Annotated in this window: 19 protein-coding genes (1 of these 19 only partly in view); 2 read left to right on the top strand and 17 right to left on the bottom strand. The window is 40.7% G+C overall.

Annotation, left to right across the window (positions count from 1 at the left end; translation table 11 throughout):
- Positions 1 to 98: 98 nt before the first annotated feature.
- The 4 genes from V5M37_RS01055 to V5M37_RS01040 all read right to left on the bottom strand — a co-directional run bounded on the left by V5M37_RS01055 (position 99) and on the right by V5M37_RS01040 (position 8,766).
- On the bottom strand, positions 99 to 1,466 hold the full coding sequence (locus V5M37_RS01055) for an alkaline phosphatase (RefSeq protein WP_423800368.1): 1,368 nt from the start codon (positions 1,464 to 1,466) through the stop codon (positions 99 to 101).
- Between the two features lie 176 nt (positions 1,467 to 1,642).
- Complete coding sequence (locus V5M37_RS01050) at positions 1,643 to 2,572, bottom strand: phosphate ABC transporter substrate-binding protein (protein WP_423800367.1); 930 nt, start codon at positions 2,570 to 2,572, stop codon at positions 1,643 to 1,645.
- Between the two features lie 181 nt (positions 2,573 to 2,753).
- On the bottom strand, positions 2,754 to 5,840 hold the full coding sequence (locus V5M37_RS01045; protein WP_423800366.1) for an efflux RND transporter permease subunit: 3,087 nt from the start codon (positions 5,838 to 5,840) through the stop codon (positions 2,754 to 2,756).
- A 178-nt stretch (positions 5,841 to 6,018) separates the two neighbouring features.
- Positions 6,019 to 8,766: an alkaline phosphatase family protein gene (locus V5M37_RS01040; RefSeq protein WP_423800365.1), complete on the bottom strand. Its 2,748-nt coding sequence runs from the start codon at positions 8,764 to 8,766 to the stop codon at positions 6,019 to 6,021.
- A 302-nt stretch (positions 8,767 to 9,068) separates the two neighbouring features.
- Between V5M37_RS01040 and V5M37_RS01035 the strand changes: the two genes are divergently transcribed.
- Positions 9,069 to 9,251 (top strand): hypothetical protein, encoded by a 183-nt coding sequence (locus V5M37_RS01035; RefSeq protein ID WP_423800364.1) that lies wholly within the window; start codon positions 9,069 to 9,071, stop codon positions 9,249 to 9,251.
- A 25-nt stretch (positions 9,252 to 9,276) separates the two neighbouring features.
- Here V5M37_RS01035 and phoU read toward each other — a convergent pair whose 3' ends face one another.
- The 6 genes from phoU to V5M37_RS01005 form a co-directional block, all read right to left on the bottom strand.
- Positions 9,277 to 9,936, bottom strand: coding sequence for a phosphate signaling complex protein PhoU (phoU, locus tag V5M37_RS01030; protein WP_423800363.1), 660 nt, complete (start codon positions 9,934 to 9,936; stop codon positions 9,277 to 9,279).
- Positions 9,937 to 9,950: 14 nt separating this feature from the next.
- Positions 9,951 to 10,724, bottom strand: coding sequence for a phosphate ABC transporter ATP-binding protein PstB (gene pstB, locus V5M37_RS01025; protein WP_423800362.1), 774 nt, complete (start codon positions 10,722 to 10,724; stop codon positions 9,951 to 9,953).
- A 12-nt stretch (positions 10,725 to 10,736) separates the two neighbouring features.
- A complete protein-coding gene (gene pstB / locus V5M37_RS01020) occupies positions 10,737 to 11,546 on the bottom strand; it encodes a phosphate ABC transporter ATP-binding protein PstB (RefSeq protein ID WP_423802555.1) in 810 nt (269 codons plus the stop codon).
- Positions 11,547 to 11,574: 28 nt separating this feature from the next.
- Positions 11,575 to 12,462 (bottom strand): phosphate ABC transporter permease PstA, encoded by an 888-nt coding sequence (gene pstA, locus V5M37_RS01015; RefSeq protein ID WP_423800361.1) that lies wholly within the window; start codon positions 12,460 to 12,462, stop codon positions 11,575 to 11,577.
- The gene (pstC, locus tag V5M37_RS01010; RefSeq protein WP_423800360.1) at positions 12,462 to 13,382 is read right to left on the bottom strand and encodes a phosphate ABC transporter permease subunit PstC; all 921 of its coding nucleotides are present in this window, start codon (positions 13,380 to 13,382) and stop codon (positions 12,462 to 12,464) included. The genes pstA and pstC overlap by 1 nt, the downstream gene beginning before the upstream one ends.
- Before the next feature lie 76 nt (positions 13,383 to 13,458).
- Positions 13,459 to 14,370, bottom strand: coding sequence for a phosphate ABC transporter substrate-binding protein (locus V5M37_RS01005; protein ID WP_423800359.1), 912 nt, complete (start codon positions 14,368 to 14,370; stop codon positions 13,459 to 13,461).
- A gap of 222 nt (positions 14,371 to 14,592) precedes the next feature.
- On the opposite strand from V5M37_RS01005, the gene V5M37_RS01000 reads away from it, so the two are divergent.
- A complete protein-coding gene (locus tag V5M37_RS01000) occupies positions 14,593 to 14,805 on the top strand; it encodes a hypothetical protein (protein ID WP_423800358.1) in 213 nt (70 codons plus the stop codon).
- Positions 14,806 to 14,894: 89 nt separating this feature from the next.
- On the opposite strand, the gene glmS is transcribed toward V5M37_RS01000, so the two are convergent.
- From glmS to rocF, 7 genes are all read right to left on the bottom strand, one after another.
- Positions 14,895 to 16,697: a glutamine--fructose-6-phosphate transaminase (isomerizing) gene (glmS, locus tag V5M37_RS00995; protein WP_423800357.1), complete on the bottom strand. Its 1,803-nt coding sequence runs from the start codon at positions 16,695 to 16,697 to the stop codon at positions 14,895 to 14,897.
- A gap of 450 nt (positions 16,698 to 17,147) precedes the next feature.
- Entirely contained in the window at positions 17,148 to 18,500 is a 1,353-nt protein-coding gene (gene glmM, locus V5M37_RS00990) for a phosphoglucosamine mutase (protein WP_423800356.1), read from the bottom strand.
- A gap of 36 nt (positions 18,501 to 18,536) precedes the next feature.
- Complete coding sequence (locus tag V5M37_RS00985) at positions 18,537 to 19,754, bottom strand: CdaR family protein (RefSeq protein ID WP_423800355.1); 1,218 nt, start codon at positions 19,752 to 19,754, stop codon at positions 18,537 to 18,539.
- On the bottom strand, positions 19,747 to 20,574 hold the full coding sequence (gene cdaA, locus V5M37_RS00980; RefSeq protein WP_213148181.1) for a diadenylate cyclase CdaA: 828 nt from the start codon (positions 20,572 to 20,574) through the stop codon (positions 19,747 to 19,749). Before cdaA ends, V5M37_RS00985 begins: the two co-directional genes overlap by 8 nt.
- Before the next feature lie 126 nt (positions 20,575 to 20,700).
- On the bottom strand, positions 20,701 to 21,324 hold the full coding sequence (locus V5M37_RS00975) for a zf-HC2 domain-containing protein (RefSeq protein WP_423800354.1): 624 nt from the start codon (positions 21,322 to 21,324) through the stop codon (positions 20,701 to 20,703).
- Positions 21,325 to 21,343: 19 nt separating this feature from the next.
- Positions 21,344 to 21,907 carry an RNA polymerase sigma factor SigW gene (gene sigW / locus V5M37_RS00970; RefSeq protein ID WP_423800353.1) on the bottom strand — a complete coding sequence of 188 codons (564 nt, stop codon included), beginning with the start codon at positions 21,905 to 21,907 and terminating at the stop codon, positions 21,344 to 21,346.
- Positions 21,908 to 22,168: 261 nt separating this feature from the next.
- Positions 22,169 to 22,831, bottom strand: the 3' portion of a protein-coding gene (rocF, locus tag V5M37_RS00965; protein WP_423800352.1) for an arginase. It continues 237 nt past the right edge of the window; the window shows 663 of its 900 coding nt (coding positions 238–900); its start codon lies off the right edge, out of view; it ends in the stop codon at positions 22,169 to 22,171.

The raw sequence follows: 22,831 nt of genomic DNA, 5'->3' as shown, positions 1-22,831 counted from the left end.
TTGCTGGTTCATGATAAATCATTTTTTTACATAAGATTAGTTCAATAAAAAAACTTCCCGTTGAACACCGGCCCAACGGGATATAGTTATTTTAAAGATTACTTGCCGTTTTTCAGAATATCAAAGATATGTTTAGCCTGGTCAGTGTTCTCTATATTTCCAGCAAACAGGTTGCTTCCAGGACCATAAGCATATACGTTAACATCTTCACCAGTATGGCCGCCTGTTGTCCAACCAGTTACAGAACGCATGTCAAATATAGTTTCGATTGCATTATCAATCGTTGTTACATTCTTAGATTCAGCAGCCTTTTTAACAGAATCGATTTCTTCAGGTTTTAATTGTAAATCAATGTAGTTTTTAAGAGTAGTTTCTACATCTGCACCTTTTGCGATTTGTTCAGCCATAAAGTCAGGTGTACGCTTTGCTTTTGCAATAGGAGCTCCAAACCAGTTATAATCTCCTCTTGCACCGATAGAGTACCCGCCAGTTGAATGGTCAGCTGTTGCAATTACTAGAGTATGTTTGTCTTTTTTGGCAAATTCAATTGCAGATTTAAAAGCTTTCTCAAAATCTTCCATTTCACTCATAGCTGCAACAATATCGTTATCATGTCCAGCCCAGTCGATTTCGCTTCCCTCTACCATTAAGAAGAAACCATTTTTATTCTGGCTTAATTTATTCAATGCTGTATCAGTCATGTCTTTTAAAGAAGGCATGGATGCTTCACGGTCAAGCATTTTAGGCATTCCGCCAGGAGCAAACAATCCTAACATACGAGGGTTGTCGCTTTTTAACATTTCATCTTTATTTGTTACATATGAGTAACCATCTTTTTGGAATTCTTTAGTTAAATCACGGTCTTGACGAACGAAGTTGCTTACACCCCCGCCAAGCATTACATCGATTTTATGACCACCATTAATCATTTCATTATAATAATCATCTGCAATGGCATTCATGTTCTTACGGCTGACATCATGTGCACCATAAGAAGCAGGTGTAGCGTGTGTAATTTCTGAAGTCGCAACCAATCCAGTAGACTTGCCTTTTTCTTTAGCGGCTTCAAGAACAGTTTTTACAGATGAACCATCATTATCTACACCAATGGCTGCATTATAAGTTTTAATACCTGCTGACATAGCTGTTGCTGCAGCAGCTGAATCCGTTACATTTTGGTGAGGATCTTCTGGATATGTTTTTTGTTGACCAACTAAGTATTTATCAAATTCAGTTTGCTCAACCTCTTTTGTTGAAGGGTTATCTTTTAAATAACGATAGGCAGAAGTATAGGAAACTCCCATTCCGTCTCCAATTAAAAAAATAACATTCTTAATTTCTGCATTGTTTTGAACTACTCCGTTAGCCTTTACATCGTTATTTGCCGTACTGAACAAGGCTCCGAAAGCTACTGAAGATAACACCGCTACTGGTAAGATTTTTTTCTTTAATTTATTTTTAAACAAATTGATAACCTCCGTGAATTTCATTATTTTATTTACTATTAAACTATAAAATAAAATTATCAATCCACTGTTAATCGATCATTAATACTGAGTAAAGATTTTGTATTGATTTCATTAAAGGGTTAAAAATATTAAAAAAAGGTAAATGCGAAGCGCATTTACCTTTTTTGTCAATATTATAGATTTTTTTGAGTTCCTTTAGCGTCACGTTCTACTTTCATTTTAGTTACAGGAAGGTAACCTTGTTCTTTCAATAAAGTTGTTTGAACATCGTCACTCATTAGGTAGTCAAGGAATGCTTTTGCAATTTCAGTTGGCTCACCTTTAGTATATGAGTGCTGGTATGCCCACACTGGGAATTTACCAGATTGAACGTTTTCTGCAGTTGCTTCAACGCCATCGATAGCAAGTGGAGTTACAGTATCATCAGTGAAGTAAGAGAATGCAAGATAACCAATAGCACCGTCTGTTTCGCTAATAATCTTTTTAACAGTGTTGGAAGAATCCTCAGTCACGCCTTCAGCAGGTGTTGCGCCGTCAAGAGCAAACTTATTGAAAATAGCACGAGTACCTGAAGAGTCAGGACGGTTTACAAGAACGATTTTTTGATCTTTCCCGCCAAGTTCTTTCCAGTTTGTGATTTTACCAGTGAAAACTTTGATTAAGTCATCTTTTTTAATATCTTTAATACCAACTTTAGGGTTAACAGCAGCAGTCATACCAACAACAGCTACTTTATGGTCTTTAAGTTCGCTTGCTTTATCAGGTATTTTTTCTTCAGCAAAAACGTCAGAGTTACCAATTTGAACAGATCCTTCAGATACTTGAGATAAGCCTGTACCAGATCCGCCGGCATTTACTTGAATATCAACTTTTGGATTTTTTGCCATGAATTCTTCAGCTGCCGCTGCTACTAATGGCTGCATCGCAGATGAACCAGAAACAACTAATGAACCAGAAAGTTCTTTCACTTCTTCAGTTTTAGGTTTTTCCTTGCTAGTATTTTCTTCTTTCTTATCTGTAGAAGCACTGCCTCCACAAGCTGCCATGATGACCATTAATGCTGCAAATAATGTAAGAAGGCTTAATTTTTTCAAGCTTTTCATTGCGTTGGTTCCTCCTCAGGAAGTTTGATTATATTTATTTACCTTACACATATAAAGATAGTCCAATAGTATTAAGGCAGTTTTAATTGGATGTAAAGGTTTAGTAATTGGATGTAAATGTTTTGTAAAAAGTTCAGTTTTAAAAATTTCCTATAAGGTGGATTAAAGGATAACTTCCTCTTTATGCTGAAATCTGCGAGTGTTGCTTAGCCTTCATAAGGTTGACTCTCCCGCTCATCCATTCATACATGATAGGTATTACTAAGAGACAAATAAGTGTGGAACTGACCATGCCTCCGACAACGACAACTCCCAGTGTTTGTGAAATGATGGTGTCCCCATTACCTGATACGGCTAAAGGAAGTAATGTTAAAATAGTCGTTCCGGCTGTCATTAAGACTGGTCTTACCCTGGTCACAGTTCCCTTCAGAATGGCCGATTTTGGCTCAAGCCCCTCAGAAAGATTTCTCTCAATTTTATCAACAAGAACAATACCATTTGTAACGACAATTCCGGTTAACATTAATAAGCCAACTAATGCCGCAAGATTCCATTCAAGCCTAAAAATAAACATTCCTATTACAGATCCGATAAATGCTAACGGAATACACATCAAAACGGACAGAGGGGCTCTCCATCCCCGAAAAACAGCACTAATGATGACGAGAACAAGCAAAGTGGAAAAGAATAACGCGATGGCCATTTCGTAAATCATTTGATATACCTGCTGCGGTGCACCGGCGAAGGAATACTCGATTCCCTCAGGCAGCGGAACCTTCTTAAGAGCATTTTTTACTTGTTTCGTTACCTTCCCAATGTCACTAGAAATGATGTTTGCTGTGATCACCGCATATGGTTGTCCATCCTTTTCCTGAATCACCGATGAACCCGTTGGCTCTAATAAGGCGAGCTGATCCAGTGTCACAGTTTGACCATCCTTACTTAAAAAGGTTTCTTCACCCAACAAAGCAAAAATATCTTTCGAACTGTCGTTTTGTACGTCGGAATGTATAACAATTGGGAAGGTATTTTGATTAATTGAAATAAACCCTTTTGTTCCCTCAGCCATATATTGCTGGATTCGATCTAACACATCCTCCCGCTTAATGCCAAAATACTGGATTGCCTTACGATTAAGATTAATCTGATACTGAGTTTGTTGATCGTCATTATCAGCAGCCCCTTGTACTGACAGTCCCGGAATAAGTTTAAGTTCATTTCTCACCGTTTGGGCCATTGTTTCAAGTGTCTGGCTATCAGATCCGGTAAGATTAATTTTTAATTGGGAATCATCACCTGCGATATTCTGATTGGAAACGGCGTAAACAGCTTTGCTTGAAAAAGCATTTAATAGTTTCTGTAAACTCGCAATAAAGTTATCAAGATCAGTTCCATCCTTTACCTTTATGGACAAATTAGCAATATTCGGTTTCTGAAGCCAACCGCCGCCAGCATCAAATACGTCATCCGATTGAGGGGTAAAGGAAGAACCTAAACCGGAAGAATAGGAGTCCACCTTAGGATTTTCCGCCAATAAGGTTTCCAATCTTCTCACCTCGGCGTCAACTTCTGTTAAGGAAGTATTTTGAGGCAATTGTACTTGTACAGCGACTTGGCCATTTTTACCTGCTGTTGGTAAAAAATTTACCGGAAGGAAAGCTGCTACCAACGAAGTTAATAGAAATAAGCCAACAAAAGCTGCTACTACTTTTTTCTTCCGTCGAAACGCCCAGGTTAAAGCTTTATTGGCAAATGGTTCTACATCAACACCGCCGGAGATCGGTTTTCCTCTCCATAATAAGTTGTAAAGAACCGGAACAACCAAGATGGAAACTAATAATGAAATGATCAACGCAATTACCACAGACCAGGCAAATCCTGAAAAAGCTGCACTCACCAAGCCGCCAATTAGGGCAATCGGTACATAGACAGCTATGGTGGTAGCTGTTGATGAAACAATCGCAGGAATCATTTCACAAACTGCATTAGTTAACAGTTGAATACTGGATTTGCCTTGTGCCTCGTTTACTTTTCGGTTCATATTATCAAGGATAACGATCGAGTCATCAACTACCCGGCCCATAGCAACAATTAACCCCGAAACTGTGAGAATATTGAGACTGATTCCCATCGTTTTTAATAAACCGGTCGTTGCCAATAGACAAATTGGCAGGGATAGGGTAATTAATAAAGTTGAACGCACTTTACGGAAAAATAGAAACACACAAATCATCGAAAATAAGCAGCCTAATAACCCCTCTTTTATAAGACCTTTTAAAGACGCCTTCACCTGTTCGCCTTGATCAAAAAGAATGGAAGCTTGAACATCTTTATTTTTTAATGCAGGAATATCTTGGATTCTGCTCTTTACTCGGTCAGATACATCCGTAATATTGGAAGAAGGAGTCTTTAAAACATCTAAAAGAACACTAGGTTGCCCGTTTGTTCGTGAAACGGTCTCCAGATTAACAATGGAGTTGGAAATATCGGCTACTTCTGAAAGTGGAACGGTTTTACCATCCGAATTATGAATCGGCAGCTGCAGCAGATCTTGTTGACTTAATCCCCAGCCTGAAACTTGGACAGGAATGGAAACCTGGTTATTTGTTACCTTGCCTTCTATTCCAGTTGTATAGTTTTCTTCTAGAGACTTTTTTACGTTATCTACTGTTAACCCCGCTTTTCTCATATCTTCCATCCGGAGGTTAATAGCATATCCGGCGGTACCTCCACCGGATACTCGTACATCCTTTACCCCAGGGACTGATTTCAATCGATTGACAAAATCCTCTTGAATCGCTGTTCGGAGCGTATTTTCTGTTATATTTGCGGAAGAATTCATTAGACTTATTCTAATAATCGGCATGGAATGGGTACTAAGACGTGTTACTAGCGGTTTTTCAATATCGGCCGGCAGGTTGATATATTCTAAGGCTTTTGAAACTTGCTCTTCAGCCTGCTTCATATCATAACTCATCGGAAAGTTTAAACTAATCAAGGCCCCGCCGTTAAAGGAGTTAGTCTCCACATCCTCAAGGCCTTCCACTACCCGTACTGCCTGCCCAATTGGTTCTGTTATCATCGCCTTTACCTGTTCTGCTTGGTAATGATCGGCTCGAACAGTAACCGACAAGGTGGAATTGTTAATTTCCGGCAAGTAATCCCGTTGAATTTGCCAAGCAGACATTCCACCCCACACAAGGATCAGAATGATTGAAGTTAGTATGAGAATGGCACGTTTCATCGATTCATTTATCAATCGTTTCATATCAGTTGTATCCGGGCAATGACCCGAACCTCTCCCCCTCTTATATGATAATTAGGCTTTTTCTTTACTAGCTCATGGCTTGTCTTAAACAACAATAGCTACCCTTACAGATAGCTATTGTTGTTATAATAACTTTTTGTTTAAAACAATTCCCTATGAATTCCGTAGATTACTAGTTTTAATCATTGTCAGTTTGAGTTGGAGCAAAGCTTTCAGGCTGCTTCTCAACCTCTTCTGGTGCAAGAGCTTTTTTCTCACCTGGATATGGCTTATCAAAACCTTCGGTCGCATACCAAACGGCATGGTTTTGCATATTTGCGTTAATTTCATCCGGTACTGCATTTTTGCCGGTTAACTTATCTTTGTTCTTGTTGGACCACTGTGTCCATTTTTTCGAAAGTTCCTGTGCCTCCGGTGTTACATTGGTTGTGTTGGCAAGAACTGCCGTATTGGCTTCAGGTGTTCCGTTTAAGGTGTCAAGCGGGATTTGGTTTGGCACAAATTCGTATGGTGTAAAGTCCGGCTTATTCGTAAAGAGCTCACTCATTGGCTCAGCAGCTGCATCATTTTGGTTCATGGTAGGAATTCCAAGAATCTGCTCAATACTGCGAACCATATTGATAACAGTCCAATAGTGGCTGTTAGTGACCCCTTTCTTCACCCAAGGGCTGATGACAAGCGCTGGCTGACGATGGCCGTCAACGTGATCTAAACCGTTTTGAGCGTCATCTTCTGTAACGATTATGACAGAGTCTTTCCAGTAAGGGCTGTGAGAAATCAAGTCAACAATTTTACCTACAGCCAAGTCATTATCTGCAACCATCGCTTGAGGTGTAGGGAAGCCCGAAGCAAGTCCATTGGTATGGTCATTCGTCACCCACATTGTCGTAAGTGCAGGTAAATCCTTATTCTTAACGTGTTGTTCAAACTGTTGTTTGAAAATTTCAAAACGATATTGGTCTGGTATGCCCATATCAAACGTTGGGTACGGTTTATGAGTAATTGGTTCAAGTGACGGAATATCCGTCTTTGCCTCATAGTTTCCAATCGGGACATGAAGATCGCCTTGCTTTTGGCTGGAAAGAATTAAATAATCATTATACCAGTCAGTCCAAGAGCCTTGTGGCAGTGTTCCGGTAAAAGCAGTAGTATCTTCCCCAAAGTTTTCTACAGTCTTGCCATGTTTAAGGGCCTGATCCCACAAATGGCCTGTAGGTGCATATGCCATCGCATCCCCAGCACCACCAGGATAGCTTCGCACGTTTGCAGCATCTGTTTCTTTATCCTCATAGTCATTGTTAGTTCCTTGCATAACCCATTGATGTCCGCTTGCTGATTGGATACCGCCAACGTAAGTATTGTCCAGAAGCGGGAAAGTAGTAGCCAATTTATGCAAGTTAGGAGTCACTTTTTCCGGGAACTGTGTTAAAGCTACTTCTCCGTTTCCTTTTCCAAGATCACCAAATACTTGGTCATATGTCCGGTTTTCTTTAATAATGTAGAATACGTGTTTAATCGTTGAAGGCTCACCGATACGCTCAGGCATCGCAACAGGCTTTTTATTCTCGCGCGGCTCCGCGTTAAGATCCTTTAAGCCGTACCAGTTATTGTTTTTGTACACTTGATCTGTTCCCTTTGCTAAGGCCTCTGCAGTCGGGAATGGAATCAAGGAAAGTGACCCCTTCTGCGCATAAGAAGAGTGACCGTTTACCGTAATTCCCTGGATGTTTAAATTACGTGTTGGCCCGCGTGAACCAATCCCATCGGCATTGGCAACGACAAGATTTTTATTGGCTGAATCGACTGCGATATCGACTGGGAACCATGCTGTTGGTAATAGTCCTTGTAATTCAGGTGTCTTATCTGGACCCTGCCAGTCATAGACCGCAATCGCATTGTCACGGCCAAGGCTGACCATTAACTTGCCATCCACCATTTTAACAGCGTTTGGTGCTGAACCTTTTGGCGCATTTGGATATGGTTTAATGTCAATTGTCTGGACGACATCATTTGTCTTTGAGTCAATAACGGAAACTGTGTCACTATTGGTGTTGGTTACAAATATGTACTGTCCTGACTGTGTCATCCGTTCAGGCTGTACGCCAACTGTAATATTTTTAACCACTGTATTTGTCGAAAGGTCAACCACAGAAACGGTTCCCGTCGTAGTGGCACCTGTTTTATCTGTAACAACTGGAGTTCCAGAAGAGTCAACCGTAATGTCGCCAGGTTGAGCTTTGCGGCCGCCTTGGTTGGTTACATAAGCGAAGTTACCATCAACTAATACGCTTGTAGGAGCATTTTCGACGGCAACCTTGGTTAATGCACCTGTTACCGGATCGATGACACCAAGGCTGTTGTCACGGTTTAAAGCAACCAGAAGCTTACCGTCTGGCGCCACAGTAATATCAAGCGGGTTGATTTTACCACCAACAGATGCGGCCGGAAGGTTGATAGATTTTTGGACTTTTGGAGTACCATCTTGTCCAACGGTCAAAACGACAACTTTACCAGTACTGCCTGACGTACCAGTTGCATAGAGCTGGCTTCCATCTTTTGAATAAGCCAAGCCCCACATACTGGAAAGACCTAAGCTGATATCCTGGGCTTTCATCACTCCGCTTGCAAGATCAATGACATTGATTCCAGTTCCCCCGTAATTATTGCGGCCAACGATTGTTACTGCAGTCTTTCCATTTGGATGAACAGCAACGGTCATTGGGTTGCCCCCAAACTCGATCTGCTTTCCTGCTGGTGTAATTAATTGGTTGACTGGTGTCTGTACAGAACCATCAGCTTGTACACCTACTAGATTGCTGCCAAAAGCACCGTTTTGAGCAGCGTATGCACCAGCTGAGCCTAATAGCATGGTACTTAATGTTGCCGCAGCAACTAGCCTTTTCTTTTTCTTTAATTTCTTTAACATTCCTCTCACTCCCTTACTTGCTTGTATCATACAAGTAAAATACTACTCTCTATTTATTAAACACGAATTATGCTTTCGTAAAAGATACATGAAAAAAATGGCAACTATTTATCTATTACCATTTTACTAGTGATTTATGGATTCATTTCAAAATAAATAAGGACGCCAAGTTATCTACTTGTGCGTCCCTTAAAAACTCAATCCTAAAATTATAAATACTTTACATTTTTTTTATACTGACTTAATACACCCGTTTTACAATGAAGCATGTTAAAACAATTTCACTTTAAAGGAGAATCCCCATGTTTTTAAGACAGTTTACTAATAATCGCATGATTACTATTGATTATGATACAAATGGAACTTCTAAAACACTGAAAGGTAAAGTTTGCGGTGTTAATTTAAAAGAACAAGTTCTTTTTTTAAAGGATGAAAAGCAAAAATCCTTTTCAATTAAATTATCAGGTATTAGGCACATTCATTAGCTCCATCATATTCTAATGAACAATCTTAGGCATTTAAATCATAACGTTCTCCGGTCACAAGATAAATAACATGCTCTCCAATATTGGTTGAGTGATCCGCAATCCTTTCGATATATCTGCATACAAATGCTAACTGATTAATTTGATTAATATGATCTGAATATTTCTGTACATATCCCATTAGCTCTTTTATTAGTTTTCCGTACATTTCATCAACCTGATCGTCTTTCTTAGCACACGTCTTAGCCAGTTCGACATCTTCGGAGAGGAAGGCGTTTAGCGAATCGCTTAGCATCTCCAATGCAAGATTCATCATAATTGGGATGTCGACTATTTCTTTAATATGTTTTTCTTTGCCGATATGTACCGTTGATTTTGCAATATTAACAGCATTATCAGCAATACGTTCGACCTCTGATGATATTTTTAGAGCGACAATGATTTTCCGGAGATCTCTTGCTACGGGAGATTCCTTGGCAATTAGGATAATGGCTTTATTATTAATTTCATGCTCCAAATCATCGATGATTGTATCATTTTGAATAATCTCATTTGATTTATCAATATCTTGATTTATGAGGGCATTAATACTTTCCTTAATGGCATTTTCCGATTTGCGGGCCATTTCCATCAGCATATCTTTTAATTCTTTTAAATGACTATCAAATTTTGACCTTGTATTCACTATTGTCACCCCTATTATCCAAATCTCCCTGTGATGTACCCCTCAGTCCGTTCATCCCTTGGGTTCGAGAAAATCTTTGAAGTTTCATCGATTTCAATTAATTCTCCCATTAAAAAGAAAGCTGTTTTATCCGACACCCTTGAGGCTTGCTGCATATTGTGTGTCACAATAACAATCGTATATTTTTCTTTTAGTTCTAAGATTAATTCTTCAATTTTCAAGGTGGAAATGGGATCAAGGGCAGATGTTGGCTCGTCCATTAATAAGACTTCTGGTTTTGTGGCAAGAGCCCTGGCAATACACAGCCTTTGCTGCTGGCCGCCGGAAAGCCCAAGAGCAGGTGCATGTAATCGGTCCTTTACTTCATCCCATAATGCTACATTCATCAATGATTTTGTAACAATCTCATCAAGATGCTTCTTTTTTTTGATTCCATGGATTCTTGGCCCATACGCGACATTATCAAATATTGACTGTGGGAATGGATTTCCCTTTTGAAAGACCATTCCAACCTTTTTTCGCAATTCTACCAAGTCCAATTTTTCATTTAAAGTATTTTGGCCATTAAAATTAATTTCCCCCGTCATCTTTACATTTGAAACGTAATTAATCATTAAGTTCAACGTCTTTATAAAGGTTGACTTTCCACAGCCGGAAGGGCCAATCATAGCTGTGACCTCTTTTTTGATAATCGGAAAATTAATATTCTTTAATGCATGATGTTCACCATACCATAAATTAAGGTCTTTAATATCAAATACATTCCTAGTTAAGGCTGCAATCGTCACACCATTCCCCCCTTATCCGAATCTTCCAGAGATATATTCCTCTGTTTTTTTGACAGATGGATTGGTAAATATCGTATCTGTTTTGTCATACTCTATCAAATCACCACTCAAAAAGAAGGCCGTTTTATCGGAAATACGTGATGCTTGCTGCATATTATGAGTAACAATTATGATTGAATAGTCCTTTTTCAACTCCACGATAAGATCCTCAACCTTGGCATTCGAGATAGGGTCCAGCGCCGAAGATGGCTCGTCAAGGAGCATGACAGTTGGCTTCATTGCAATAGTCCGGGCAATGCAGAGACGTTGCTGCTGCCCTCCGGAAAGGGATAGTGCTGATTTATGCAGACGGTCTTTTACTTCTTCCCACAATGCTGCTTTCTGAAGACTTTCCTCCACGATTTCATCCAGATTGCTTTTCTTTCTGATGCCTGCGAACTTCAAAGCGTGGGTGATATTATTATAAATGGATTTTGGAAACGGATTCGGCTTTTGAAAGACCATCCCGATTTCTTTCCGTAACGCTACAACATTTATTTGCTCTGATAAAATATTTAGGTCATCATAAATAATTTCCCCTTTTGCCCTTGCTCCGGGTATCAAATCATTCATCCTGTTAATACTGCGTAAAAATGTCGACTTTCCACATCCCGATGGGCCGATAAGAGCCGTTACTGAATTTTCTTCAATATCCATTGAAATCCCATTAACAGCCCGTTTTTCACCATAGAAAATTTCTAAGTTTTTAACATGCAAAACAATATTTTTTTGCATACTTTCATTTCTTTGAACCATGTCATTTTCGGCTGGTCTTTGCTTCATTGCTGTAGCCATGTTTTTTCACCCGCTTTTATTTAGTTGCCGTGACTTTACGATGAATCAAACTTCCAATCCATCTTGCTAATAAATTAAAAATTAATACGGAAAGGACTAAAACGGCAGCCGCACCGCTTGAGACCTCTTCCACGTCTGGAATTAAGCCTTGCGTATTGACAGCCCAAATGTGTACCGCCAAGGTCTCCGCTGGACGAAAAATATTTAATGGGGAAGTGGCAGAAAAGGGGTTCCAGTTTGCATAATCAAGTCTTGGTGTAGACAATCCGGCAGTAAATAATAATGCCGCCGCTTCCCCAAATACACGGCCTGAAGCAAGGATGATACCGGTTAAAATAGTGGGAAAAGCGCTAGGCAATATAACCGTTTTAATGGTGTGCCAATGAGTAATCCCTAATGCAAGGCTGGCTTCTTTTAACTCCCGAGGAACAGACCGAATTGCGTCCTCACTCACACGGACAATAACAGGCAGATTGAAAACGGTAAGAGCTAATGCACCGCCTAAAATTGTATAACCCCATCCTGTTAAATTAACAAACATTAATAAGCCGAACATTCCAATCACAATTGAAGGCAGAGAAGCTAAAACTTCGATACAAGAACGAATAGTATCAGTAATCTTCCCCGGTTTAGCATACTCCGCCATATAAATGCCTCCACCTAACCCTAATGGGACGGCAATCACCATCGTAATGACCAAAACATACAAGGAATTGAACAATTGATCGCGGATTCCCCCTCCAGCTCTTACGTTGCTTGAGGGAGTTGTTATAAATTCTAGCGAAATATTTTTTAATCCGTTAACCAAAATATAGTAAAAAAGACTAACAAGAATTGCAATGATAATAAATGCTATGCAATAGAACACACCAGTAGCTATTCGATCAGCAGTTTTCGTATTCATTACAATTTCCTCCTTGCTGATAAATAACGAATGAGGAGAATAAATGCAAACGACATGACTAATAAGATTAAGCCCATTGACCAAAGAGTATTATTTTCCACACTTCCATATGTAGTATGACCCATGTTTAACGTAATAATGGTAGTTAACGTGGCAGAAGCATCCAATAAACTTGAAGGCAAATTCTTAACGTTTCCAATTACCATTTGGACAGCCAATGCTTCACCAAATGCTCTCGCCATTCCCAGTACAATAGCTGTCAGCAGTGATGGCATGGCAGCAGGAATAAGCACTTTTTTGATGGTTTGCCAACGGGTAGCACCCAAAGCAAAAGAACCTTCTCTTAAGGTCCCTGGCAGAGAACCCATTGCATCGGTAGCGATGGATGTTACTGTTGGCAAAATCATAATGGAAAGAACAATGGTTCCGGAAAGCAGGCTAAATCCAAGTCCTCCTACATTTTCCCTGATAAAAGGGACTAATACGGAAAGCCCGATAAACCCATACACAACAGAAGGAATTCCAACTAACAACTCAATAACAGGCTGTAATATTTTTCTTCCCCAGGATGGGGCAATTTCTGTCATAAAGATGGCCCCTCCTATCCCTAATGGTGCTGCAACAAGCGCAGAGAGAAAGGTGACTGCAAATGACCCAAAAATAAACGGCAGTGTACCATATTTCGGATTAGCCTGATCCGTAGGATTCCAAGTCTTACTAGTTATGAATTCGATAAGGCTGACACCATCTTTGATAAAGGATTGAAGCCCTTTTGTCCCAAGAAATATCGTAATGGCAATGGTTGCAGAGATCATAATGACAGCACATAAGATGACCAGGGTCTTTCCCCTAAATTCTCCACCCAGCCAATCTTGGCTGGATTTCAGCAGCCTATCTTTTGCAGAACTCGCTTTTTCCATATTGCACCAACCCCCTAAAACTACGTCATAAGGGTAAATGTGGTGACACATTTACCCTTCTTACTGCCACTGCGACTTATTTGTTTGTTTGATTACCCTTCGCGTCTCGTTCTACCTTCATTTTTGTTACAGGTAAGTACCCCTGCTCCTTTAACAACTTATTTTGAACATCATCAGACATTAAATAGTCCAAGAATGCTTTTGCTGCACCGCTTGGTTCACCCTTGGTATAAGAGTGTTCGTACGCCCAAACTGGGAATTTACCTGATTGAACATTTTCATCTGTTGGTTCTACCCCATCTATTGATAGTGGAGTTACTTTATCATCCGTAAAGTATGAGAAAGCTAAATAACCAACTGCACCAGCAGTTTCATTAACAATTTTTTTAACCGTGTTGGAGGAATCTTCTGTAATTCCTTCAGCAGGTGTTGCTCCATCTAGTGCAAATTTATTAAATACCGCGCGTGTACCTGAAGCATCTGGACGGTTTACTAAAACGATCTTTTGATCCTTGCCGCCGACATCTTTCCAGTTTGTAATTTTGCCTGTAAAAACTTTAATAAGGTTTTCTTTTGAAATGTCTTTAATTCCGACGCCAGGGTTAACTGCAGCAGTGATTCCAACAACCGCAACTTTATGGTCCACTAATTGATCAGCCGGAATCCCTTCCTTTTCTTCCGCGAAAACATCAGAGTTCCCAATTTGAACAGATCCTTCAGCAACCTGGGATAATCCTGTACCAGACCCGCCCGCATTTACTTGAATGTCTACTTTTGGATTATTAGCCATGAATTCTTCTGCCGCCGCCGCTACAAGAGGCTGCATGGCAGATGAGCCGGAAACGACCAAGGAACCGGAAAGTTCTTTTCCGGCTTTATCACCGGTATCTTTAGTTGTGTCTTTTTTTGCTCCTCCGCCGCACGCAGCTGCAAATATCATCAAAGCTACAATTGTTAACAATAGGCTGATTTTTTTCAAACTTTTCATTGCGTAAATTCCTCCTAGATAAGGTTAGTATTAGGAATTGCATCATTCTTTTTTATGATGCCTCTGCCAAAAATAAATATTTAAGTAAGATAAAAATTTTTCATGGCAAACAGCCTATACTACCTTTGTCCTAAAATATTCCTTGTCGTCCTGTGAATTTATTTTTTCAAAAAATTGAACATTAGAAGGGAGAATAAATTAATAAGTAAGAGAGGGATTAGCGTGTTTGAGGGTGAACAAAACAAAAATGAGGCTACGGAAGTAAATCAATATTTAAGTGAAGAATTTAAAGATTATAGTGCAAGGTATTCTCAGGTAAATTCAGATACAGAAAAGGCAAATCAACAAATTCAGGAACAATTCTATGGAGAAAATAAAGAAGATAATTTACTTCCTTTTCATGTTGATAGCAACAATCCTCCCATAAAAAAGTAACAAGCCCCATTGCATCAAGCTAGATCCAAAAGCAAAAAAAAAAACGGTTCTTTTGCTTCAAAACTGAAGCAAAAGAACCGTCTCCATGCTTACTCCACTGTTACCGACTTCGCGAGGTTGCGTGGTTTGTCGACGTCACAGTCGCGGTGCAGGGCTGCGTAGTAGGCAAGGATTTGTAATGGTATGACAGAGATAAGTGGTGTTAATAATTCGTGCACTTCTGGAATGACGAAGCTGTCTTCGTCCATGTTAAGTCCGTTCATTGAGATAATGCAAGGATTGGCGCCGCGGGCAACAACTTCCTTCACATTGCCGCGAATGCTTAAATTCACGCTTTCCTGAGTGGCAAGAGCAACGACCGGAGTACCTTCTTCGATTAAGGCAATCGTTCCATGCTTTAACTCGCCGCCAGCAAAGCCCTCTGCTTGAATATAAGAAATTTCCTTAAGCTTCAAGGCGCCTTCCAAGCCAACATAAAAGTCAATGCCGCGGCCGATAAAGAAAGCATTCCGTGTGACTGAGAAGAATTCACGGGCAATGACTTCAAGGATTTCCTTAGAGTCACATAGAACATCCATCGCATTAGCAACTAAGCCAAGCTCATGAATCAGATCAAAGCCAACTTCTAAACTGCGGCTCTTGGCTGTCACTTCGGCTAAAATTGCAAGAACTGCCAACTGTGCTGTATAAGCCTTAGTCGAAGCTACAGCGATTTCCGGACCGGCATGCAGCAATAAAGTATAATCCGCTTCACGTGATAATGTCGATCCAGGCACGTTTGTAATCGTCAACGCTGGATAGCCCATTTCTTTTACCTGAACGAGCACGGCACGGCTGTCGGCAGTCTCACCGCTTTGTGAAATGAACACAAACAATGGCTTTTCGGATAAAAGCGGCATATTGTAGCCAAATTCGCTGGAGATATGGACTTCAACCGGAATCTTTGCCATTTTTTCAATGAACTGCTTACCAACAAGTCCTGCGTGATAAGAAGTCCCTGCAGCAATGATATAGACGCGGTCCGCAGCGTTTACAGCATCAATGATGTCGCGGTCAATCACAAGCTTGCCTTGCTCATCTTGATAATGTTGAATGATTTTACGTATAACAGCAGGCTGCTCATCAATTTCCTTCAACATATAGTGAGGATATGTCCCCTTTTCAATATCGCTGGCATCAAGCTCGGCTGTGTATGGCGTACGGCTGATGACTTCTCCATCTAAGTTTTGAATAGTTACAGCATTTTTTGTTACGATGACGATTTCTTTATCCATTAATTCAACAAACTGATCGGTGACTTGAAGCATTGCCATCGCATCGCTTGCGACCACATTGAAGCCGTCCCCTAGGCCGACAAGCAGCGGGCTTTTATTTTTTGCTACATAAATAGTGTTATTGTCTTCTGCATCCAAAAGTGCTAGTGCATATGAGCCATGCAAAAGTGTCAATGTTTTGCGGAAGGATTCTAATACGCTCAGGCCTTCGTTTGCAAACTTCTCGACAAGCTGCACAATGACTTCTGTATCGGTTTCACTTTTGAAAGAAACATCTGCTAAATATTCGCGCTTTAGCAGATCATAGTTTTCGATGACGCCGTTGTGAACAAGCGTAAAGCGGCCGGATGCGCTTTGATGCGGATGGGAATTTCCTCTGCTTGGAACCCCGTGTGTTGCCCAACGTGTATGGCCAATTCCAACGTGTGCCAATACTTTTTCATCGACAATGCTGCGAAGGTCGGCGATGCGTCCTTTTTCCTTAAAAATTTGAATCCCGTCTTCGTTTTTAACAGCTATACCTGCTGAATCATAGCCTCTATATTCAAGCTTTTCTAAGCCTTTTAGTAAAATTTCTTTCGAATCTAGATTTCCAATATATCCAACAATTCCGCACATATTAATTCTTTTCCTCCCTGATATAGGGGGCAAGAAGCTTTGGAGGCGTACCTGCCCCCTTATCTCTGTTTTTTTCGGTATCTGTCTATACCTTTAAACATTATTCTTAGTATGCGCATTTTCTCCCCTTTGTCCACAAAGTTGCCTTCGTGTTTTAAGGAAGAAATTGACGGTTGTGCGTCTCAACCGGGAGGTATCCGCCGAATGTTTCGATAAACCCTCCACCTCGTCAACTAGCCAAACCCTCTTTCGACTAGTTCTGGCGCTTTTGTAAAACAACTGTTCTACCGCTGCCCCCCTTCCAATAACATTGCTTTTATTAAACAAAGCAAGTTAATAGTACATGATACGCATTGGTTCGTCAACTTAAAACTTAATGGAAAAATTAAAACCATACATAATAAAATATGCATAAGGGAATAAGAAGTTCCCTTATGCATATAGCGAAATTTATTCTTCGTTTAAACCCATTTCCGCTTTAACAACAGCAGCAATGCGGTTTACATATTCTTCGCAAAGCTCCTCTGAAGATGCCTCTGCCATCACGCGGACAAGCGGTTCTGTTCCTGACGGACGAACAAGGATGCGTCCGTTTCCAGCCATTTCACTTTCCACCTGTGCAATAATTTCTTTTACCTTTTCATTATCAGTTACATGGTGTTTGTCTGTAACCCTGATATTGACAAGTTTCTGCGGGTACTTTTTCATTTCGGCCGCGAGTTCGGAAAGCTTCTTCTTAGTTGCTTTCATAATATTCACTAACTGCAGGCCTGTTAATAGACCATCACCAGTCGTATTATAGTCAAGGAAAATAATATGACCGGATTGCTCACCGCCAAGATTATAATTATTTTTCTTCATTTCTTCAACAACATAGCGGTCGCCCACTGCCGTAGGAACACTTTGAATGCCTTGGCTTTCTACTGCTTTATAAAAACCAAGGTTGCTCATAACGGTTGAAACTATCGTATTATGCTTTAATCGGCCCTGTTCCTTCATATATTTTCCACAGATATAAAGGATATGGTCGCCATCAACGATGTTCCCTTTTTCATCAATCGCAATTAGACGGTCACCGTCGCCGTCAAAGGCCAAACCAACGTCCGCCCCTTTTTCCTTCAGCAAAGCAGCCAGCGCTTCTGGATGGGTTGAGCCTACGCCCGCATTAATATTTAAACCATTTGGGGCTGCTCCCATCGTCGACAAATCTGCATCCAAATCAGCAAACAAGTGCATTGCAAGCGATGAGGTTGCCCCGTGGGCACAGTCCAATGCCACATGGATTCCGGAGAAATCCTCATCCACCGTATTCTTTAAATATTGCAGGTATTTTTGACCGCCTTCGAAATAGTCCATAACAAGACCAAGGTCAGCCCCTATCGGCCGCGGCAGCTGGTCCTCTGGCAAGTCCATCAATCCCTCAATTTCCAATTCCTGGTCATCAGAAAGCTTAAAACCATCCGGACCGAAAAACTTAATTCCGTTATCCGCAACAGGATTATGAGAGGCAGAAATCATAACACCTGCCTGTGCACCTAAAGCTTTAGTTAAATAAGCCACACCTGGTGTGGAAATTACACCAAGGCGCATGACTTCGGCTCCAATTGAAAGCAAACCGGCCACTAAGGCGCCTTCTAACATATGTCCGGAAATCCGGGTATCACGTCCAATTAAAACCTTTGGACGGGCATGTTCCTTTGTTAACACATATCCGCCAAACCGGCCAAGTTTAAAAGCCAGTTCCGGAGTTAATTCGCTGTTTGCGACTCCACGTACTCCGTCGGTTCCAAAATATTTTCCCATTCTATTATCCGCTCCTTCTATATCTATTACTCCGAATTAAGCATTGTTTGTTATTGTTATTTTTGCTGTAGATTTATCAGGCTTATAATTAACATTCGGCGGGCCATCAACATGAATATTCACTTCATGATTTCCTTCCGGAAGGCTTGAGAGATCAACATATGCGTTAAAATCATCAGGCCCGAGACCGCTTAGGGCAGTGCTTGGCCCATTCACGATTAAATTAATCACTTTGTTTGCCGGATCAGTAATGTCTGCTTTCAAATTGGGCCCCAAGCCTCTAATCTTAAGCGGAATTCCAGATACGGTTGTTTCCGCCTGCTTGCTCACCTTTACAGTAGCCTTTACCATTTGCGGGGTTACCTTCGAGATGCCATTTGAAATAATAACAGGCAAATCCAATGTCGTATTATCATTTATTTTACTGACATCCACTTCTACCCTGACACTTTCGGTATTTTTTAATATATCTTCATCCCCTGTGATGACAGCCTCCGCTGTATCTAGGTCGATGGAATCTATTGTCACGCCGGCCGGCGGCGAACCTTTTCTAATTATATTGATGGGAACCGTTTTGGCGGTTTCTTTGATTGGAAGTGTGACCCTAACGGTTTCCGGTTCCACCGTTACATCCAGTTTATTTAAATCCTTATCAAGAACCTGAATCCGAGCCGATTTTGTTGTGGTTTCCTTCAGCTTTTCTTTTTCCTCAAGGACGGCCTTAACATACGTAATTCGGTCGATTTCACTTTTGGCTCCAGTAATTTTTACCCTTTTCGGTTCCACTACTGGGGTTCCGGCAGCATATCCATCTTCAATTTGGCCTGGGTTAAACTCTGCCTCAATCTTAAATTCCTTTGTTATTTTTTCCTGTATGGTTACATAAACGGAGTCCGGCTTAATGGAAGCCTGCAATTTATCGGATAAATCCTTCACCTTCAGATTCACCTTTTGCCGACCTATTTTGGCATTGGTTAAATCCACATAAACTTCAAAGTTTCTTAAAGCCTTAGCCGACTGAATATGTGTGATCGGCCCTTTGAGGCCCACATCAACTGTATATGGTACTCCCGAGACGACTAGATTTTCAGTATCATAATAAATCTTTACCGGTATATCCTTTATGGTCTCACTCGTTTGCTCTCCAGGCACATATACATCTTTGCCTGCATGCGGAACCGAGGAGTATAACAAAACCGCCAATACAAGCGCCAAGATTTTTATAAACCATGGGGTATCCATTAATTTATCCATTGCTTTTTCCCCTCCAGTTCCAACGAGCTGAAGAAGCTTGTTTTGCTTTGTGCTGATCCAGCAGTTCATTTGTCAGTAATTCGCGAAATTCATCCGCTTTTACATCACGGTGCAACTCGCCATTTTTGGTAAGCGAAATGGCGCCCGTTTCCTCCGATACGACAACCGTGATACTGTCCGTCACTTCGCTTATTCCTAAAGCCGCCCTATGCCGTGTTCCCAATTCTTTTGAGATAAAGGGGCTTTCTGATAAAGGCAGATAACACGCCGCTGCCGCCACATTATTTCTTTGGATAATGACTGCGCCGTCATGAAGCGGTGTATTCGGAATAAAGATATTGATCAGCAACTCGGAAGAAATTCTTGAATTTAATCCAATTCCCGTTTCTATGTAATCGCTCATCCCCGTTTCTCTTTCAATCGAAATAAGGGCTCCAATCCGCCGTTTTGCCATATAATCTGTTGCTTTCATAATGGCTTCCACTGTTTTCTCCTGATCCTCATCTTCAGGATTGTTTGATCTGGAGAAAAACCGGCCTCTTCCCAACTGCTCAAGAGCCCTTCTAAGCTCTGGCTGAAAAATAATGATAATGGCCAGGAATCCGTAGGTAATAACCTGCTCCATCATCCAACTCAAGGTGGTCAGCCCGAAAAAATCACTGGCGACCTTCACAAGCAGAATAACAAAAATTCCTTTTAAAAGCTGAACCGCTTTGGTTCCTTTAATAATATTAATTAATTTATAAATGACATACCAGACAAGGACAATATCAATTGTACTCGATATATACTTCCAGAATGTCCAATCGGCAAACGGCATGGTTTTTCCTCCGTAAATTTGCTAGTAAAACAATATAACCAATACATTATATCACAAACTAAACTTGTACTTATTATATGTTACTGTTTAAAAAAACAAATCACTCCATTTTGAGTGATTTGTCATTTATTTAGTTTCCGTCTGGTCAAAAACACCTACTACGTCTTTAGCTGTTTTTTTCATCTGGTACCAGACCCAATCAAACACTTCGTTTACTACCTCAATATCGCCCGTAACATGGCCTGCAGAAGCGAGGTACTTTTCCCCATTGATGACAGTTGCGTCTCCCTGGATTTCTCCTTCTATTCTGAGTGTTCCATTTCGGACGACAACGTCACCCTTGACGACTTCTCCCTTAGGGACTATGACCGTGTTGTTTTTGACAATTAAATTTCGTTGTTTTGTCACAGAGAACTCCCGCTCATGATTCCACGTTGACATTAGGCTGCCTCCCATTAAGACAACAAATAAGGACGCTGCCGTTAGAATTGGGTGATTCTTAAACCAGCGTGTCATTAGTACCTTCTTCTTTTCCTTCGGCAGACGTGCCAAAACATTGGCTGTAAAATTGGCTGGTGCCTGCATATTTGAAACGCTTTTGACAAAAGCGATCGTTTTCTTCAGTTCGTTAAAAATCGTTTCACAGTCTTTACAGTTTTGGAGGTGTAGTCGTAAAACCTTCTCCTTTTCTGAATCAATTTCTTCGTCCAAGTATTCGTGCATGAGTTCGATGATATGGTCTGGACACATTCTTGTTTCACCTCTTTTTTTACACATACCTTAATTGTTGTTTCAATGCTTCTCGTCCGCGGTGAATTCTTGTTTTGACTGTTCCAACCGGAAGGTCGAGAATTTCACTTATTTCGTTTAAGGACAAATCCTCCATGTATTTTAATACGATGGCTGACCGATATTTTTCGGGGAGTTTTAAAATTTCCTTTTGGACTGACTCTTGCAGTTCCATGCTTTCTAATTCCTTTTCCGGCAGTTCGGTATTGGATGGAATCTGCGAATACATCGTCAGCCCTTCCGTACCGGCCACCTCTGCATCCAAATAATGGTCCGGTTTCTTTTTGCGCATCCGGTCGATACAAAGATTGGTGGCAATACGAAAAAGCCAGGTGGAGAACTTTAAATCTTGGTTAAAGGACTTTATATTCACATAGGCACGGATGAATGCTTCCTGTGCTGCATCCTCAGCCTCATGCCGGTTCCCAAGCATTCGAAAACAAATCTGAAAAACACTGTTTTTATATATTTCAACAATTTCCCCAAATGCGTCTTGGTCGCCTTTTATGACTTGTTTTATTCTCTTTTTTACTATAGCTTCCATTAAATTACCTCAGCTCCAATGCTGCTATCCGATATACGTATCGTTAGCAAAAAGGTTTCGTTTTAGGTAAAAAAAGTTCTCAATACCTATAATTTTAACAAAAAAATAGTAAAAATTGCTAAAAGAATTCATAGAGGTATTAATAGTAATATTACATTGGAATTATGAACGATTTGTGGAGGAATGATAAATGAATTGTAAAAATTGCAGCTGCAGAAAAAATTAGCAGCTGCCCTTGTTTCGGCAGCTGCTGTGTGGTTTTTATAGAAGTTTTTCGCCAAATAAAGACCCCATCAGTCCGACAGCAATGGAGGCGGTTTTATTTTTTTCATCGAGAATTGGATTTACCTCAACAAATTCTGCAGAGGTAATTAATTTTGATTCCTCGAGCATTTCCATAGCAAGATGGCTTTCGCGGTAGCTGATTCCCCCCATTACCGGTGTCCCAACACCTGGGCATTCGCTTGGATCTAGGCCATCAAGGTCAAGCGATAGGTGAACACCATCGGTTCTTTCCTTGAGGTAAGCGATTGTTTCTTCCATCACCTTTGCCATTCCCAGGCGATCGATTTCGTGCATAGTGTAAACCTTGATGCCTCTTTCTTTAATTAGAATCCGTTCTCCTTCATCAAGGGAGCGGGCTCCGATAATGATGACATTCTCAGGCTTCACTTTTGGTGCGTAGCCGCCGATATTTGTTAATAATGGATGTCCCAAACCAATGCTGACCGCAAGAGGCATACCATGGATATTTCCGGATGGGCTAGTTTCAGCCGTATTCAGGTCACCATGGGCATCGTACCAAATAACACCAAGGTTTTGATAATGCTTCGCCACACCTGCCAATGTGCCGATGGCAATGCTGTGATCGCCGCCAAGAACAAGCGGGAACCAGCCTTCATTAACGGCTGCGTCAACCTTTTC

The organism is Neobacillus sp. SAB-20_R2A (genome assembly GCF_049568635.1).
GTDB classification, from domain to species: Bacteria; Bacillota; Bacilli; order Bacillales; family Cytobacillaceae; genus Neobacillus; species Neobacillus citreus.
This window is presented reverse-complemented; position numbering and strand designations above follow the sequence as displayed.